The 15,234-nt window shown below is 64.8% G+C and carries 16 protein-coding genes and 1 pseudogene; 5 read left to right on the forward strand and 12 right to left on the reverse strand.

Features of this window, described 5'->3' with window-relative positions; translation table 11 throughout:
- The first annotated feature begins 209 nt into the window (after positions 1-209).
- From FNJ84_RS22550 to FNJ84_RS22195, 3 genes are all read left to right on the forward strand, one after another.
- Positions 210-593, forward strand: coding sequence for a hypothetical protein (locus FNJ84_RS22550; RefSeq protein WP_300040221.1), 384 nt, complete (start codon positions 210-212; stop codon positions 591-593).
- A 77-nt stretch (positions 594-670) separates the two neighbouring features.
- A complete protein-coding gene (locus FNJ84_RS22190) occupies positions 671-1,162 on the forward strand; it encodes a LysR family transcriptional regulator (RefSeq protein WP_221931951.1) in 492 nt (163 codons plus the stop codon).
- A gap of 151 nt (positions 1,163-1,313) precedes the next feature.
- Positions 1,314-1,601 carry a LysR substrate-binding domain-containing protein gene (locus tag FNJ84_RS22195; RefSeq protein ID WP_221931952.1) on the forward strand — a complete coding sequence of 96 codons (288 nt, stop codon included), beginning with the start codon at positions 1,314-1,316 and terminating at the stop codon, positions 1,599-1,601.
- A 43-nt stretch (positions 1,602-1,644) separates the two neighbouring features.
- Here FNJ84_RS22195 and FNJ84_RS10135 read toward each other — a convergent pair whose 3' ends face one another.
- Positions 1,645-2,115, reverse strand: a complete 471-nt coding sequence (locus FNJ84_RS10135; RefSeq protein WP_143792970.1) for an ester cyclase — start codon at positions 2,113-2,115, stop codon at positions 1,645-1,647.
- A 474-nt stretch (positions 2,116-2,589) separates the two neighbouring features.
- On the opposite strand from FNJ84_RS10135, the gene FNJ84_RS10140 reads away from it, so the two are divergent.
- Positions 2,590-3,477: a DUF2189 domain-containing protein gene (locus tag FNJ84_RS10140; protein ID WP_143792971.1), complete on the forward strand. Its 888-nt coding sequence runs from the start codon at positions 2,590-2,592 to the stop codon at positions 3,475-3,477.
- 112 nt (positions 3,478-3,589) lie between these two features.
- Here the strand turns inward: FNJ84_RS10140 and tpa are convergent, their stop codons facing one another.
- The 11 genes and pseudogenes from tpa to FNJ84_RS10195 all read right to left on the reverse strand — a co-directional run bounded on the left by tpa (position 3,590) and on the right by FNJ84_RS10195 (position 14,314).
- Entirely contained in the window at positions 3,590-4,969 is a 1,380-nt protein-coding gene (gene tpa, locus FNJ84_RS10145) for a hypotaurine--pyruvate aminotransferase Tpa (RefSeq protein ID WP_143792972.1), read from the reverse strand.
- Between the two features lie 30 nt (positions 4,970-4,999).
- Positions 5,000-5,776, reverse strand: coding sequence for an SDR family NAD(P)-dependent oxidoreductase (locus FNJ84_RS10150; RefSeq protein ID WP_143792973.1), 777 nt, complete (start codon positions 5,774-5,776; stop codon positions 5,000-5,002).
- A 4-nt stretch (positions 5,777-5,780) separates the two neighbouring features.
- A complete protein-coding gene (locus tag FNJ84_RS10155) occupies positions 5,781-6,530 on the reverse strand; it encodes an SDR family NAD(P)-dependent oxidoreductase (protein ID WP_221931953.1) in 750 nt (249 codons plus the stop codon).
- On the reverse strand, positions 6,530-7,561 hold the full coding sequence (locus FNJ84_RS10160) for a proline racemase family protein (protein WP_143792975.1): 1,032 nt from the start codon (positions 7,559-7,561) through the stop codon (positions 6,530-6,532). Before FNJ84_RS10160 ends, FNJ84_RS10155 begins: the two co-directional genes overlap by 1 nt.
- Positions 7,558-9,093 carry an aldehyde dehydrogenase family protein gene (locus FNJ84_RS10165; protein ID WP_255471155.1) on the reverse strand — a complete coding sequence of 512 codons (1,536 nt, stop codon included), beginning with the start codon at positions 9,091-9,093 and terminating at the stop codon, positions 7,558-7,560. Before FNJ84_RS10165 ends, FNJ84_RS10160 begins: the two co-directional genes overlap by 4 nt.
- 11 nt (positions 9,094-9,104) lie before the next feature.
- Positions 9,105-10,336: pseudogene (locus FNJ84_RS10170) on the reverse strand (NAD(P)/FAD-dependent oxidoreductase).
- 24 nt (positions 10,337-10,360) lie between these two features.
- The gene (locus FNJ84_RS10175; RefSeq protein WP_143792976.1) at positions 10,361-11,239 is read right to left on the reverse strand and encodes a dihydrodipicolinate synthase family protein; all 879 of its coding nucleotides are present in this window, start codon (positions 11,237-11,239) and stop codon (positions 10,361-10,363) included.
- Between the two features lie 29 nt (positions 11,240-11,268).
- Entirely contained in the window at positions 11,269-11,940 is a 672-nt protein-coding gene (locus tag FNJ84_RS10180) for an amino acid ABC transporter permease (protein WP_221931955.1), read from the reverse strand.
- 6 nt (positions 11,941-11,946) lie between these two features.
- Positions 11,947-12,615, reverse strand: a complete 669-nt coding sequence (locus FNJ84_RS10185; protein WP_143792977.1) for an amino acid ABC transporter permease — start codon at positions 12,613-12,615, stop codon at positions 11,947-11,949.
- A gap of 8 nt (positions 12,616-12,623) precedes the next feature.
- Positions 12,624-13,400 (reverse strand): amino acid ABC transporter ATP-binding protein, encoded by a 777-nt coding sequence (locus FNJ84_RS10190; RefSeq protein ID WP_143792978.1) that lies wholly within the window; start codon positions 13,398-13,400, stop codon positions 12,624-12,626.
- 92 nt (positions 13,401-13,492) lie between these two features.
- Positions 13,493-14,314: an ABC transporter substrate-binding protein gene (locus tag FNJ84_RS10195; RefSeq protein WP_143792979.1), complete on the reverse strand. Its 822-nt coding sequence runs from the start codon at positions 14,312-14,314 to the stop codon at positions 13,493-13,495.
- 180 nt (positions 14,315-14,494) lie between these two features.
- Between FNJ84_RS10195 and FNJ84_RS10200 the strand changes: the two genes are divergently transcribed.
- A complete protein-coding gene (locus FNJ84_RS10200; protein WP_143792980.1) occupies positions 14,495-15,211 on the forward strand; it encodes a GntR family transcriptional regulator in 717 nt (238 codons plus the stop codon).
- The last annotated feature ends 23 nt before the right edge of the window (positions 15,212-15,234 follow it).

The following is a 15,234-nucleotide window of genomic DNA, read 5'->3' on the forward strand; positions in this document are numbered from 1 at the left end:
TCGCGATTCTCCCGGTTGTTGGCGAAGTGCTTTCTGCGTGCATTGCGTAACGGAACGGTGACTCAGCCGGGAAAGGCTGTCCATAGCAACCTTGGGTTGCGCAGCGCCGGTCGGGGTGGATGTCGACGGATGGGGCAGGTTGGCTTAACCGGGACAGCTGCCATGGATTCCCCCTGGCAGCCCCTGATGGCTGTTACTGCCGAAACGTCTTGCCCCAGACCGAGGGCGTCAGCCCGGTTTGCTTGCGCGGCAGCGTCGTCAGGTGGCTTTGGCTGGAAAAGCCGCAGGCGGCGACCACGGCCGAGCGGCTGGAGGGGCTGGCAGCACTGCCCGGCTGTGGCGATATCCGCCTGTCTTTGACGCCCGCCGCCGCCATTGGCCCCTTTGTCGTGTCGCCGCTCTCGCAGGTGATGGCCGTGCATTATCCCGTGCATTATGCGGAAATCGTGGCCTCTTTCGCCTCGCGTTCCGCCGGGCCGGGCATGCGGCCCAATATCGACGGGGCCAGCCATATCGACCTGCATCGCAAGCCGGAATATGTGCCTGCCGTGGCCGCCAGGCTGGCTGATTTCTTTGCCGTGAACCTTGGCTAGATACGGGTGGGGTTGGGTGGTCGGTCCGTGCCCGGTCCGGGTGACCGATGGTGTGGCCAAAGGTTTCGCCTGGGGTCATGGTTTCCACGAACATGGACGATGGGGCCATCATGAATCAGCTTTTGGCGATGCGAACCTTTGTCAGACTGGTCGAGACCGCGTCCTTTACCCGGACAGCGGATCAGTTGTGCATAGCCCGTTCGACGGCCAGCAAGCTGATCGCCGATCTTGAGCGATATCTGGGGGTCAGGCTTGTCGAGCGGACGACGCGCAAGATCGGGGTCACGGCCGAGGGCCTGGCCTATCATGACCGGATCGCCGGCATTCTTGCCGATTTGGACGATGCGGACCGGGCAATCAGGGGATCCGGCCTGAAACCGGCTGGCCGGCTGCGCATCGAAGCCCCGCGATCATTCGCTGATCGTCTGCTGATACCGATGCTGCCCGGATTTGCCGCCGATTATCCAGATATCCAGATCGCGCTTGGGGTCAATGACAGGACCGCCAACATGATCGGGGAAGGGGTCCATTGCGCGATCCGCGGAGGCCCCCGACGGACCCGTCGATGATTGCCCGCCGTCTTGCAGAATTTCCCTATGTCACCTGTGCCGCGCCGGCCTATCTGGAACGGCACGGGATGCCGCAGCAGCCATCCGATCTTGCCGGGACGGCCATGCGAGCATCGGCTATTTCTCGGCCACCTCGGAACGGGCGCAGCCGTTGATCTTCGAGAGAGACGGCGAAAGGGTCGAGACCGAGGCCGGGCCCTATCAGACCAATGACGGCGAAAGCATGATCACGATGATGCGGGCGGGCATGGGTATCGGGCAGAGTCGTCGAGCCTTCTTGCAGCCTTGTCTGGACCGGGGCGAGCTTGTGGCGGTTCTGCCGGACTGGACCAGACCCGCCCTGACCATGCACGCCATCTATCCGCCAAGCCGGCGGCAGAACGGCCGGCTGCGGGCTTTTCTGGACTGGCTGGCACAGCAGCAGTTCCAGACGACCTAGATGTCCGGTGCCCCGGAGGATCGGGGTGCCAGCCGCAGGCAGCTTATTGCGCGGTCAGTTCAAGCCCAAGCGCCTGCGCCATCTTCAGTTCCTCGCACATGAACCACAGATCGGCGATCCTGCCATCCGCATTGAAACGCGCCACCGCGATTTCTTCCCATTCGATGCGCTGGCCCGTCGCGGGCATGCCGACGAACTCGCCGGAATGCAGCACGTTCATCCGAAACCGCATCATCACGGTGTCGCCGTCACCGACCAGTTCCTCGACCGTCATCTTCTGATCGCTCAATGCCGCCAGAAGGGGTTTCCAGCCGGCCCTTACCCATTGCAGGAAGTTGCCCTTTTCCGGGATCGAGGCGCCACGGGCAACGAACAGGTTCGCAAGGCCCGCGCGGCGGGTGACGGCGTCTTTGGTAACGAGTTGTTCGATCACGTCGAAGCGCCCGTTGGGCATCGCGTCTTGCGGCAAGACGCGCAGACTTTCCTTGTTTCTGGCTTCGGTTTCATTGGCCATGTCGGTGTCTCCTTTGATGTCGAAAGGCGATTTCGCCCTCTCGACGCCAGAGATATGGGCGCCTTGTGGAAACAAGAGGCGCGATTTATGGCATGTGAATTCATCTGCATGGATAATCAGATCACCCGCCGCTTCGTCGGACGGGGCGCGATGACGGGCTTGTCCCGGCCGGCTGTGCAGATTGATACTCACTGACCTTTCCAGCCCCGTCGACCGGCTGTTCTGCCCCTGGTTTCAAAGATGTCGATAGATGCGAGACCCGCCGGCGCATGGCCGGGGCGGTTGATGATGAGGGACGGGCTCATGTTCTGGAACGGCTCGCGCGGCCATCCATTCCGAGAGTGCAACCGCCCGCCATATCTGCTAAAATATGGGCAGAGGACGGTTCGGCCCGGCATGTCTGCGGGTGGGGGCCGGGATCTCCGGCTGATGCCTCGCCTTGCTCCGGGCCCTCCAGAAAGGGAGGATGCAGTCATGTCCCGAGAGACCATTGGAAACCCGTTGAGTTGGAGCGTGCAGAAGCTTGCCGGCGCAGGCCGGGGCGTTGGCGCGGCCGTTGACGGGGTCGTCAGCCATGAAATGACCATGCCCGGCGTCAACCGGATCGGCCTGGCCGATATCCGCGCGGCGCTGCGCAAGGGGGGCGAGGATTTCGCCGCCCTGCGCTCGGATGTGATCACGGCGATGGTGCTTTATCCGGTGATCGGTTTCGCCCTTGCGGTATGGGCGTTCAATGTCGGGCAGGTGCATCTGCTGTTTCCGCTGGTGGCGGGCTTTCCGTTGGTCGGGCCGGTTGCTGCCGTCGGACTTTACGTGATGAGCCGGCGGCGCGAACAGGGTCTGGAAACGGATTGGGGCGCGGTGTTCAGCACGCTGACGGGGCGGGTGCTTGGGCCGGTGCTGTTGCTGGCCTGCCTGCTGGCGGCGATCTTCGTGCTGTGGCTGGTTGTCGCACATGCGATCTGGGCGGCCACGATGGGCCCGCAGACCTATGATGGCATCATGGCCTTTCTGAACGCCACGCTGACCACCGGCGCAGGCTGGGCCATGATCCTTGTCGGGGTTGGTGTCGGCTTTGTCTTTGCCGCCGTGGTGCTGTGCATCAGCCTGGTGTCCTTTCCGATGCTGATCGACCGGCCGGTGGGCGTGCCGGTGGCGCTGGCGACCTCGCTTGCGGTTGCGCGGCGCAATCCCGGCGCGACGATGGTATGGGGGCTGGTCGTTGCTGTGCTGCTGGTGCTGGGAATGATCCCGTTCTTTTCCGGGCTGATCGTGGTGCTGCCCATTCTGGGCCACGCGACCTGGCACCTGTATCGCCGCGCCGTGACCTGGCCAGACCAGGCGCCCCGGTTTGAAAGCTAGCGCGGGGGCCTTGCGGGGCTGCCCGCCGCGATGACCTTTGGGCCTTGGCGCCGCCTCTTTGGCCGGCGCCAAGGCCCGATGCAAAGTCGCCCGCCAGCGGGCGCGCGCGATCCTAGCCGAATACCCGTGTCAGCGCCCCGTCGATCGCCGTGGTGATGCGGTCGATGTCATCGGGCCGTGCGATCAGCGCAGGCGACAGGCACAGCGTGTTGTTCAGCCCCGGCAGCGAACGGTTGGTCGCGCCGATGATCACGCCCTGCGACAGGCAATCTGCGACCACCGCCTGAACCTTCTTCTCGTCCGCCGGTTCCTTGGTCTTGCGATCGGCGACCAGTTCGGCGCCGCAGAACAGGCCCCGGCCACGCACATCGCCCACCACTGCATGCCGGTCCATCAGCGTGGTCAGGTTGTCCATCAGCCGGTTGCCCATGGCCAGGGTGTTTTCCAACAACCCCTCATCCTCGATGATGCGCATGTTCTCGATCGCCGCGACCGGGCCGGCGGTGCAGCCGCCAAAGGTCGAGATGTCGCGGAAATAGCCCATCGGGTCGGCGGCATCATCCTTGAACATCTCGAAGACGCGCTCGGTCGTAACGGTGCAGGAAATCGCGGCATAGCCCGAGGCGACGCCCTTGGCCATGGTCACGAAATCGGGCTGGATGCCATAATTCTGATAGCCGAACCAGGTGCCGGTGCGGCCCAGGCCGCAAACCACCTCGTCGATATGCAGAAGGATATCGTATTTGCGGCAGATTTCCTGCACGCGCGGCCAATAGCCATCGGGGGGCGTGATGACGCCGCCGCCCGCCGTGACCGGTTCCAGCACCAGCGCGCCGATGGTGTCGGGGCCTTCGCGCAAGATCACCTCTTCGATGGCGTCGGCAGCGCGTTCGCCGTAATTCGCCACATCCCATTGCGCGCGGTATTCCAGGCAATGCGGCACCCGGACAAAGCCATCGGGATAGGGGCCGTATTGCATCGCCCGCTGATCCTGCCCCGAGGTCGCCAGCGTTCCGATGGTGGTGCCGTGATAGTCGCGGTCGCGATAGAGGATCTTCCATTTGCGTCCGCCATGCTGGCGTGCGGCGATCTGGCGGACCATCTTGTAGACCTTTTCATTCGCCTCGGACCCCGAGTTCGAATAATAGACCCGGCTCAGCCCCGGCATCTTGTCGATCAGCTGCTGTGCGAATACCGCGCCGGGAACAGTGCCCGCCGCACCGGCGTAATAGTTCAGCTTGATCAGCTGATCACGCACCGCATTGGCGATGCTTTCGCGGCCATAGCCCACATTGACCGTCCAGACCCCGCCCGAGACGCCGTCCAGATATTCCTTGCCCGTCGCGTCCCACAGGCGCATGCCCTTGCCCTCGACAAAGACGCGGGGGTCCATGGTTTCATAGGGCTTGTGCTGGCTGAGATGGTGCCAGACATGGTTGCGGTCGGCGGCGACCACGGCCGAGATGTCGTTCTGTGTCAGATCAAGGGTCATGCTTGCCTCCTGCAAGATGTCGGGTTTGGCTTAGGCTACGGCCCGCGCACCAGTGATTTCAACCAGAGAACCGCAGATGAAGGCGGCTTCCTCCGAGGCGAGGAAAGCCACCAGGGCGGCCACCTCGCCCGGGCGGCCGATGCGGCCAAGCGGGACCAGCCGGTCCAGATCGGCGATGCTGCGCCCGGCGCGTTTCACGCCCGCCTCCAGCATCGGCGTGTGTATCTCGCCAGGGCAGACGGCATTCACGCGGATCTGCTGGCTGGCATGGTCGCGGGCGAGGTTCTGGGTAAAGCTGGCAACCGCCGCCTGGGTCACATAATAGGCGATATGGCCCGGTGCGGGATGCAGCCCCCATTGCGAGGCGGTGTTGACGATGGCCCCGCCGCCCGCCGCAATCATATGGGGCAGGGCGGCACGGCACAGATGGAACATCGCATCCAGATTGACGGCAAAGGACAGGCGCCAGTCCTCGGGCGTCAGCGACAGCAGATCGCCGCGCCGGTTGATGCCGGCATTGTTGCATAGCACGTCGATGCGGCCCTCGGTCGCGATGACGTCGCCGATGATCGCGGCGCATCCTTCTGGCGCGGCGATGTCGCTGGCCAGCGCACGGGCCTTGCCGCCATCCGCCAGAATGCGGGCCACGGTTTCGGCTGCGCCCTTGGCATTCACATCAGTGGTGACGACCCGCGCGCCCTCGGCGGCGAAACGGCTGCAAATGGCGGCGCCGATACCGCCTGCCGCGCCGGCGACAACGACGGTTCGGTCGATGAAGCGCCGGGGAAGATGCGGGGGCAAATGCATGGGTCTACCTCAGATAGCTGCCGCCGTTCACGTCCAGCACCGCGCCATTCAGCGAGGCTTGCGAGGGACGGAAGGCAAAGGCGGTGATTTCGGCGATTTCCTCGGGCGTGGCCATGCGGGCGATGGGGATGTCCGCCAGGGCTGCGGCCTCGCCATGTTGGGCGACAAAGGCCTCGGCCATTTCGGTGCGCACCCAGCCCGGCGCCAGCGCGACCGAGGTGATGCCTTCATGCCCGTGGCTTTGGGCGATGGATTTGGTCAGGTTGATCAGCGCCGCTTTCGAGGCGCCATAGGCCATGGCGTCCGAGCCATAGCCCCGCTGTCCGGCCCGGCTGGCCATATTGACGATACGCCCGCCGCCGGCCTTGCGGAAATGCCCGATGGCCAGTTTCGACAGATCGACGGCAGCGAGGAAATTCACCCGCATCTCGCGTTCCCAGACCCGCTGCCAATCGGTCATCGGCGCGTCGACACCGATTTCCGGGCGGATGCCCGCATTGTTGACCAGCCCCGTCAGATGACCCGCAGCAGCCACCGCCTGTTCCCACGGCATCTGCGGCCCGGTGCGATCCGACAGGTCGGCGGCAATGCACCAGCCGTTTCCGTCGACCGCGGCCAGCAGCGCCTGAGCCGCGTCCCGATTGCGGCCATAGTGGATGACGACGCGGGCGCCGTCTCCCGCCAGCGCGCGGCAGATCGCCTGACCGATGGCCCCGGTTGCGCCGGTGACAAGGATGGTCTGCCCGGCCAGCATCACAGCTGATCCACCTGCGGACCCCAGGTGTCCGACATGGCAAAGCCCTGCGCAAAGGGGTCACCCGGATCCAGCCGCAGGTGCTGGCGGCCAAAGACATAGCCCTGCCCGGTAATGCGTGGCAGCACGGCGGGGTGATCGCCCACGGTGGTTTCGCCCAGCATTTCGGCGGTGAACGTGCCGCCGATGATGCTGTGGGACAGGCGCTTGTCGCCGGTCCTGACCTGCCCGCGCGCATGCAGCACCGCCAGATTGGCCGACGAGCCGGTGCCACAGGGCGAGCGGTCGACGCGGCCCGGCTTCAGCGTGGTGCAGGTGTTGACCGAGCCATCGGGGCGATAGTCGCGAAACATCACATAGGCGATGTCGTTGAGGCTGGCGATCTGGGGGTGCTGAACGGCGATCTGTTCGGCCAGCAGCGCCTTGATCCGCATACCGGCCTCGGCCAGGGCGCGGGCCTGTTGTGGCACGATGCCGAGGCCGATCTGATCGACATCAATCTGGGCGTAAAACACCCCGCCAAAGGCGATGTCGGCCCTGATCGAGCCCCAGTCAGGTGTCTGGACCAGCGCGTCAAGCCGGGCCACGAAGGCCGGCACATTGTCCAGACTGACCGACAGGCAGCGCCCGTTTTCGCAACGCGCCCGCGCGACGATCAGCCCCGCCGCCGTATCCAGCCGCACCACGGTTTCCGGTTCCACCATCGGCACGCGACCGCTTTCCAGCAGCGCTGTCACCACGCAGATACAGTTCGATCCCGACATCGGATGGGCGCGATCCGGTTGCAGCACGATGAACCCCGCATCCGCATCGGGCCGCGTCGGCGGGACCAGCAGGTTGGTCGTGTGGACCACCTGCGCGCGTGGCTCGCGCGTCAAGAACAGCCGCAGCGAGGGATCGACCTCGTTCAGGTGATTCATCTTCTCCAGCATGGTCGCGCCCGGAATTTCGGGCGCACCACCGATCAGCACATTGCCGCTTTCGCCCTGGCAATGGACCAGCAGGATATCGAGACTGTCGGTGAAGTTCATTTCAGATACCACCCCCATGGCTCGGTGGCGGTGCGCCGGGTGATCTGCTTGGTTTCCAGATAGTTATCCAGACCCCACCGGCCCAGTTCGCGACCGATCCCCGATTGCTTGTAGCCGCCCCAGGGCGCCTCGGTGAAGGTGGGCTGGCTGCAATTGATCCAGACGATGCCGGCGCGAAAGGCGGCCGCCACGCGATCGCAGCGCGCGGCGTCGGCGGACATGACGGCGGCGGCCAGGCCAAAGCGGCTGTCATTGGCCAGGCGGATCGCCTCGGCCTCGGTGGCGAAGGGCTTGACGCAGACCACCGGGCCAAAGAGTTCCTCGCGCCAGATCCAGGCATCCTCGGCCATGTCGGCGAAGATGGTGGGCTGGACGAAACAGCCGTCCTCCAGCCCCTCGGGCACGCCGCCGCCACAGACCAGCCGCGCCTCGGTCTTGCCGCGTTCGATGGCGGCCAGTACCTTTTGCTGCTGCTCGGCGCTGACCAGCGGGCCAAGCAGCACGCCATCGGTCATGCCATTGCCGATGGTGATCTTGCGTGCCTCGTCGGCCAGTCGCGCCATCAGCGGTTCATAGATCGACTGTTCCACCAACACCCGCGAGGTGGCCGAACAGACCTCGCCCTGGTTCCAGAAGATGCCGAACATGATCCATTCGACGGCCTGATCCAGCGGCGTATCGGCAAAGACGACCAGCGGCGATTTGCCCCCCAGTTCCAGGCTGACGGCCTTGATGTCGCGCGCGGCCGTGGCCATGATCCGCGCCCCGGTCGGGACCGAGCCGGTGAAGGCCAGCTTGTCCACGCCCGGATGTTCGGTCAGGGGCTGGCCGGCCTCGGGGCCAAAGCCGCTGACGATGTTCAGGACCCCCGCCGGCAGCCCGGCCTGGGCCGCGATAGCCCCCAGTTCCAGCGCGGTCAGCGGCGTCAGCTCGGACGGCTTCAGCACCATGGTGCAACCGGCAGCCAGCGCGGGCGCGACCTTCCAGGCTGCCATCAGCATGGGGAAGTTCCACGGGATGATGGCGCCCGCCACGCCAATGGGTTCGCGCACGGCCTTGGCGGTAAAGCTCGGCATGGCCAGGGGGATCGGCTGTTCAGCGCCGTCCAGCCCCTCGGCCAGATCGGCATAGAAGTGAAAGACCCCGGCCGTGTCGTCGATATCCCAATTGGCCTCGGGCAGGGGTTTGCCGTTGTCGCGCACCTCGATCCGCGCCAACTCGTCGCGGCGCGCGGCGATCAGATCGCCCATCCGGCGCAGCACCGCGCCGCGTTCGGCACCCGTCATGCGCGGCCATGGTCCATCGTCAAAGGCGCGGCGGGCGGCAGCAACGGCACGGTCAATGTCTGCCGCGCCGCCGCGGGCGACCTGCGCGAAAGGCTGGCGGTTTGCCGGGTCGATGACCTCGAAGCAGAGCCCCGAGACGGCCGGGCCATAGGTGCCGTCGATGAACAGGCCGGTTTTCAGGGCGACCATGTCGGCCGTCGGCGGGACGGTGCGATCACCGGCTTGCAGCAGCGTCGTGTCGGTCATGGAATGTCCTTTCAGAAGCGGGTGATGCTATAGGGGCGCAGGTCCAGCGCGGGCGGCGCGCCAGTGATCAGATCGCCCATCAGCCGCGCGGTGGTGGCGGCATGGGTGACGCCCAGATGACCGTGCCCGGTGGCGTAGAACACCCCCGGCACGCGGCCCGAGGCCGAAATGACCGGCACCGTATCGGGCAGGGCCGGACGGTGGCCCATCCATTCGGTGAAATCCTCGCAGCGCAGGTTTGGCAGCGCGGTCTGCGCACGCCTTACCGTGATCTTGCTGCGGCGATAGTCGGGCGCGGCGTCCAGCCCGCCATCTCGACAGTGCCGCCGACGCGGATGCCGCCTGCGGTGGGTGTGACCATGAAGGCGCGGGCAGGCCAGATGATCGAATGGCGCATCGAGATGCCCGGCGCCATGATCTGCGTGTGATAGCCGCGTTCCGTTTCCAGGGGCATCGGTTCGCCCAGCAGTTTCGACAGCCGCCCACTATACGCGCCGGCACAGATCACCACCTGATCGGCGGGGATGCTGCGGCCATCGGACAGCCTGACCGCCGTGATCCGCTCGCCGCGCGCGAACCCCGTGACCTCGCCCGCGATGATCTGCCCGCCCAGGCCCGCAAAACGATCCGCGAGGCCGGTCACCAGGCGATAGGGATCGCGCAGCGACCGGTTCTGCGCAAACAGCACGGCCAGCCCGATGCGGTCGGACAGTTCCGGTTCCAGATCGCGCGCCTCGGCCCCTGTCAGGCGCTGATGGGGAAAGCCGAAACGTTCGAGGATTTCGATATGCTCGCGGTCGGCGTGAAACTCTGCCTTGTCGGTGTAAAGCGACAGGCAGCCTTCCTCGGTCATCTGGTCCTGAAGCCCGGTTTCCGCCAGCAGCGCCTGCCAATCGCCAAGCGCGCGCTGGCACAGGGCGGCGCCCTGTTCCTCCAGCCTGCGCAGGCGCGAGGGGCGCGAGGCGGCGACGAAGCGGGCGAACCAGGGGATCAGCCGGGGCATATAGCCGGGGCGGATGCGAACCGGGCCTTCGGGGTCCAGCATCCAGCCCGGAATTTGCCGCCAGACCGAGGGGCGCGAGGCTGGCATGAATTCGGTCACCGCGATCGAGGCCATGTTGCCATAGGATGCGCCACGCCCGATGCCGGCGCGGTCCAGCAGCGTCACCTGCCGGCCGCGCCTTTGCAGGTCATGGGCGATGGCGGTGCCGATGATGCCTGCGCCGATGATCACGGTGGTCATGTCGGTTCTCCGGGCCGCGAAGGCCTACCAGTTCAGGATCGGTTCCATGGCGGCGCGGAACTCGGCCTTTTCGGCCTGGGTCAGCGGCCCAAGCGGGGCGCGGCAGTCACCGACCGGCGTGCCCTGAACCTCGCAGCCATATTTCAGTTTTTGCACGAATTTGCCCGATTCCAGAATGTTCATCGCCGTATACAGCGTGGCCATCTGCGCCTTGGCCTTGGCCAGATCGCCGGTGCGGAAGGTCCGGTCCAGATCGCAGACCGCGCGCGCCATGCAATTGGCCGGCCCGCAGATCCAGGAATCGGCGCCCCATATCATGAAATCCAGCGCGATATCGTCCGAACCCGAGACCAGCTGGATGCGCCCCGCATAGCGCGTGGCGATGCCGATGGCGCGTTGCAGCGAACCCGAGCTTTCCTTGATGCCGATAATGCGTGGATCGTCGGCCAGCGCATCCAGCACCTCCCATCCCAGTTCGACCCCGTCCTTGTCGGGATAGCTGTAAAGGATGATGGGCATGTCGGTGGCGTCCAGGACGGCGCGGAAATGGGCGATCAGCTCGGCCTGTGTGGGTTTGGTATAGAAGGGCGTGGCCAGCAGTGCCGCGTGATAGCCCATGGCCTTGGCGCGCAGTGTATTGGCGATGACACCGGCGGTCGAAGGCGCATTGGTGCCGGCGATCAGCAGCTCGCCCGGTTGTGCGAAGTCGCGGACGAATTGCAGCACCTGATCGCGTTCGTCATCGGACATGAAGTTGTATTCACCCGAGGATCCGCAGGGCACCCAGCCCGTGACGCCAGCGGCGCGCAGATTGGTCAGATGCGCCGTGAAGGCGGCAAAGTCGATCTTGCCTGCTGCATCGAAGGGCGTGACGAGGGCGGGCATGACGCCAGAGAGTTTCATGACAGGTTCCTTTCGTTGAACGGGTGGCCTCAGGCGGCCAGCTTGCGCAGCATCCGCTTTTCGATCAGCGTGACGGCGCGGGTCAGGGGGAAGGCGATGGTGAAATAGATCAGCGCCACGGCTGTCAGCACCTCGACCGGGCGGGCGGTGTTGTTGGAAATGTTCTGGCCGATGAACATCAGATCGGCCATGCCGACGGCCGATACCAGCGCGCTTTCCTTGAACAGGCTGATGCAGTTCGACAGCAGCGTCGGGATGGCGCGCAGAACCGCCTGCGGCAGGATCACGTTCAGGATCTGCGCCCGGCGCGGCAGGCCAAGGGCAATGCAGGCATCCATCTGCTCGGCCCCCACGGCCTTCAGCGAGGACCGGAAGGTTTCCGAGCTGATCGCGCCCATGTAAAGGGTCAGCGCGATGGTGGCCGAGACGAAGTTCGACAGCTCGACCCCAAGGATCAGGGGCAGGCAGAAGAAGATCCAGAACAGCTGGATCAGGACCGGGGTGCCGCGGAAAAACTCGACGAAGGTGCCGGCGATGGCGCGGATCAGGGCGCTGCGCGACGATCGCGCCAGGCCGATCAGGAAGCCGAGGCCGACCCCCAGGATGATGCACAGCGCCGTCAGTTTCAGCGTGGTCCACAGCCCAAGCGCCAGCGCATCGGCAAAGCGCGGTAGGATCGCGAAATCTAGCGTCATGGTCATGGTGGCTTACCTCACCGCATAGCCGCGCCGGCGTTCCAGCCAGCCGACGAACTGGCTGACGGGGAACGAGATGGCGAGATAGATCAGGGCGACGACCGTGAAGGTCTCGATCGGGCGATAGGTTTCGGTGGCCAGGGTCTTGCCCTGATACATCAGGTCGGCGACGCCGACGATGGCGACCAGCGCGCTTTGCTGGAAGATGCCGATGCCATTGGTCAGCAGGACCGGCACCGAATTGCGCAAGGCCTGCGGCAGCACGATGTTCAGGATGCGCTGTGCCGGCGACAGACCAAGCGCGATCCCCGCATCCAGATGTTCGCGCGGCACGCCCTGGATCGCGGCGCGGTAGGCCTCGGCATTGAAGGCGGTCAGGTTCAGGCCAAGCGCAAGGATGCCCATGGTGATCGGGTCGAGAAAGACGTTGAACAGCATCGGCACGCAATAAAAGAACCAGACGATCTGGATCAGCGCCGGGGTGCAGCGGAAGAACTCGACGAACAGCATCGCCGGGATGCGGATGATGGCCAGCCGGTTCAGCACCAGCAGCGCCAGGCCGAACCCCGCCACGATGCCAATGGCATTGGCCGCCAGCGTGAGCAGCAGCGTGACGCCGAGGCCCTGCCACAGCTGGTCCATGTTGCGGGTGACGGCGCCCAGATCAAGAATGTAATCCATGCCGCGCCTCAGGTCTTGATGTGAAAGACGCGGTTGATGAATTCGCGCGTGCGTTCCTCGCGCGGGTGGCCCAGCACCTGTTCGGGTGGGCCGTCCTCGACCACCACGCCGCCGGCGCAGAAGATCACCCGGCTGGCGACGTTGCGGGCAAACCACATGTCATGCGTGACCATCATCATCGGCATGCCCTGTTCGGCCAGTTGCAGGATCACGGCCTCGACCTCGGCCACCAGTTCGGGGTCAAGGGCGGATGTCACCTCGTCAAACAGCATCAGCTGCGGGTCCAGCATCAGCGCGCGGGCGATGGCCACGCGCTGTTTCTGACCGCCCGACAGCTGGCTGGGATAGGCATCGGCCTTGGCGGCAAGGCCAAAGCGGTCAAGGATCTTGCGTCCCCGTTCGGTGGCCGAGGCGCGGCTTTCAGCGTTCACCTTGCGGGGCGCGAGGACCAGATTTTCCATGATGCTGAGATGTGGGAACAGGGTGTAATGCTGGAACACCATCCCGATCTTCCTGCGCAATTCGGTGTCGATGACAGTCTTGCGCCCCCTGGCGTCGATATAGGGTTTGCCGCCCAGGCTGACGCTGCCGGCCTGGATCTGCTCCAGCCCCATGACCACGCGCAGCAGCGTCGACTTGCCCCCGCCCGAGGGGCCGATGACGACGACGCGCTCGCCCGGTTTCATCTCGATGTTCAGGCCCTGAAGAACCTTGATATGCTCGCCATAGCTTTTGTGCAGGTCGCGGATGCACAGAAGCGGTGCCGACGCGATGGGTGCTGTCATGTCCGATCTCCGGGATAGGGGATGCCGGCCGGATCGCCGCCGGTATGCGGCGATCCGTCAGTCCTTGCAGTTTGGTTGGGGCAGGGGCGTGGTCAGTTGCCGCCCTGGGCCAGCACGGTATCGACCGCTTTCTGGATCATCAGGTCGATGGCGCCGGTTGCCACGCGTTCCTCAAGAAAGATGTCGACGACCTCGACATCGGCCGCCGACAATCCGTGCGGCAGGCCAAAGGCCACCCCCTGCCTGGCCAGCGCGGGTTCAGGGTTGAAGGACACCGCCCAATCGGGGTTTGACTGGGTGAACAGCATGTTCGTGTCGGATGCGTCGACCAGAATGTCGGCGCGGCGGGACACGACGGCCAGCCGGGTTTCGTCATTGCTGGGCAGGCGCAGGATCGTGGCGTTCTTGATCACGGCGGACAGCGCCTTGTCATGCGCTGTGCCAGACATGACGGTCAGGGTCACGCCAGCGATATCGACATCTGCCACCGATTTCGGATCGGCCGGGATCTTGGGGTTGTCCTTGTTATAGGCCAGCGAGACCTGGTATTCCATCGCCGGCACCGAAAAGTTCACCGCCATCGCCCGCACCGGCGTGCGGTTCAAGGCCAGCGACATGTCCCATTTTCCAGCCTGAAGCCCGGCGACGATATTATCCCAGGTTGTGTCCACGAATTCGGGCTTCACCTCCAGCGTGGCGGCAAATTCGCGGCACAGATCGGCAAAAAAGCCGCTGTATTCGCCGGTCGCCGGATCGCGCATGACATAGGGCGGGGCCACCGCCGCGCCACAGCGCAGCACACCATTGCCCTGAACATCCTGCCAATAGCTTCCCTTGTCCTGCGCGGCGGCAAGACCGGCGGAAAGACCCGTGGCAATGACCATGGCGGCCAGCGATTTCACAAATTTCGACATTGGTAGATCAACCCCCCAGTTGTGATCTGTCATCCTGACACCGGGTCCTGGCGACACTGTGTCAACATGACAATTAACATGCCGACACAATGACGACACGTCAATAAAAACTTTGTGTCGACAAGTCGGGGGATCTTTGCCTATCTGGGGGGATCAGTTTTTGCGAGCAGGAGCAGGCAATTGTCCGAGGAATCTGAACTGCGGCACGCCAAGGGCACTGGCTGGCGCTATGTCTATACGACGCTGCATGACGAGATCCTGTCGCTGGTCCAGGAACCCGGTGCGCTGCTGGACGAGACCAGCCTGGCCGAGCGATTCGGCATGTCGCGTTCCCCGGTGCGCGAGGCGCTGATCCGGCTGGCGGGCGATGATCTGGTGGTGACGCTGTCCAATCGCTCGACCATCGTGGCGCCGATCGACGTGGTGAATTTCCCGAAATATGTCGAGGCGCTGGATGTGGTGCAGCGGATGAACACCCGGCTGGCGGCGGAATTGCGCAGCGAGGCCGATCTGGCCGCCATGGCTGCCCGTCAGGCCGAGTTCGAACGCGCCGTGCAGGGGGGCGATCACCTGCGCATGTCCGAGGCCAACAAGCTGTTCCACATGGCCATCGCCGAGGCCGGGCGGAATCCCTATCTGACGGCCTTTTATGACAAGCTGCTGAATCAGGGCCGGCGAATGCTGCATCTGCATTTCGATTTCATCGAACGCAGCCAGGACAGCTATCTGCTGACCGACGAGCATCAGGACATGCTAGTGGCGATCCGTGCCCGTGATGTCGACCGCGCCGACCGGCTGGCCCATGCCCATACGCGGCAGTTCCGGGACAATTTCCTGACCTTCATGCAGGAAAACTATTCGGCCGATTTCTCATTGACGCCGCCCGCAAACGCTTAGGCCCGGCCGAATGATCAGCCGGG

It is taken from the genome of Paracoccus sp. M683 (assembly GCF_007096355.1).
Taxonomy (GTDB): domain Bacteria; phylum Pseudomonadota; class Alphaproteobacteria; order Rhodobacterales; family Rhodobacteraceae; genus Paracoccus.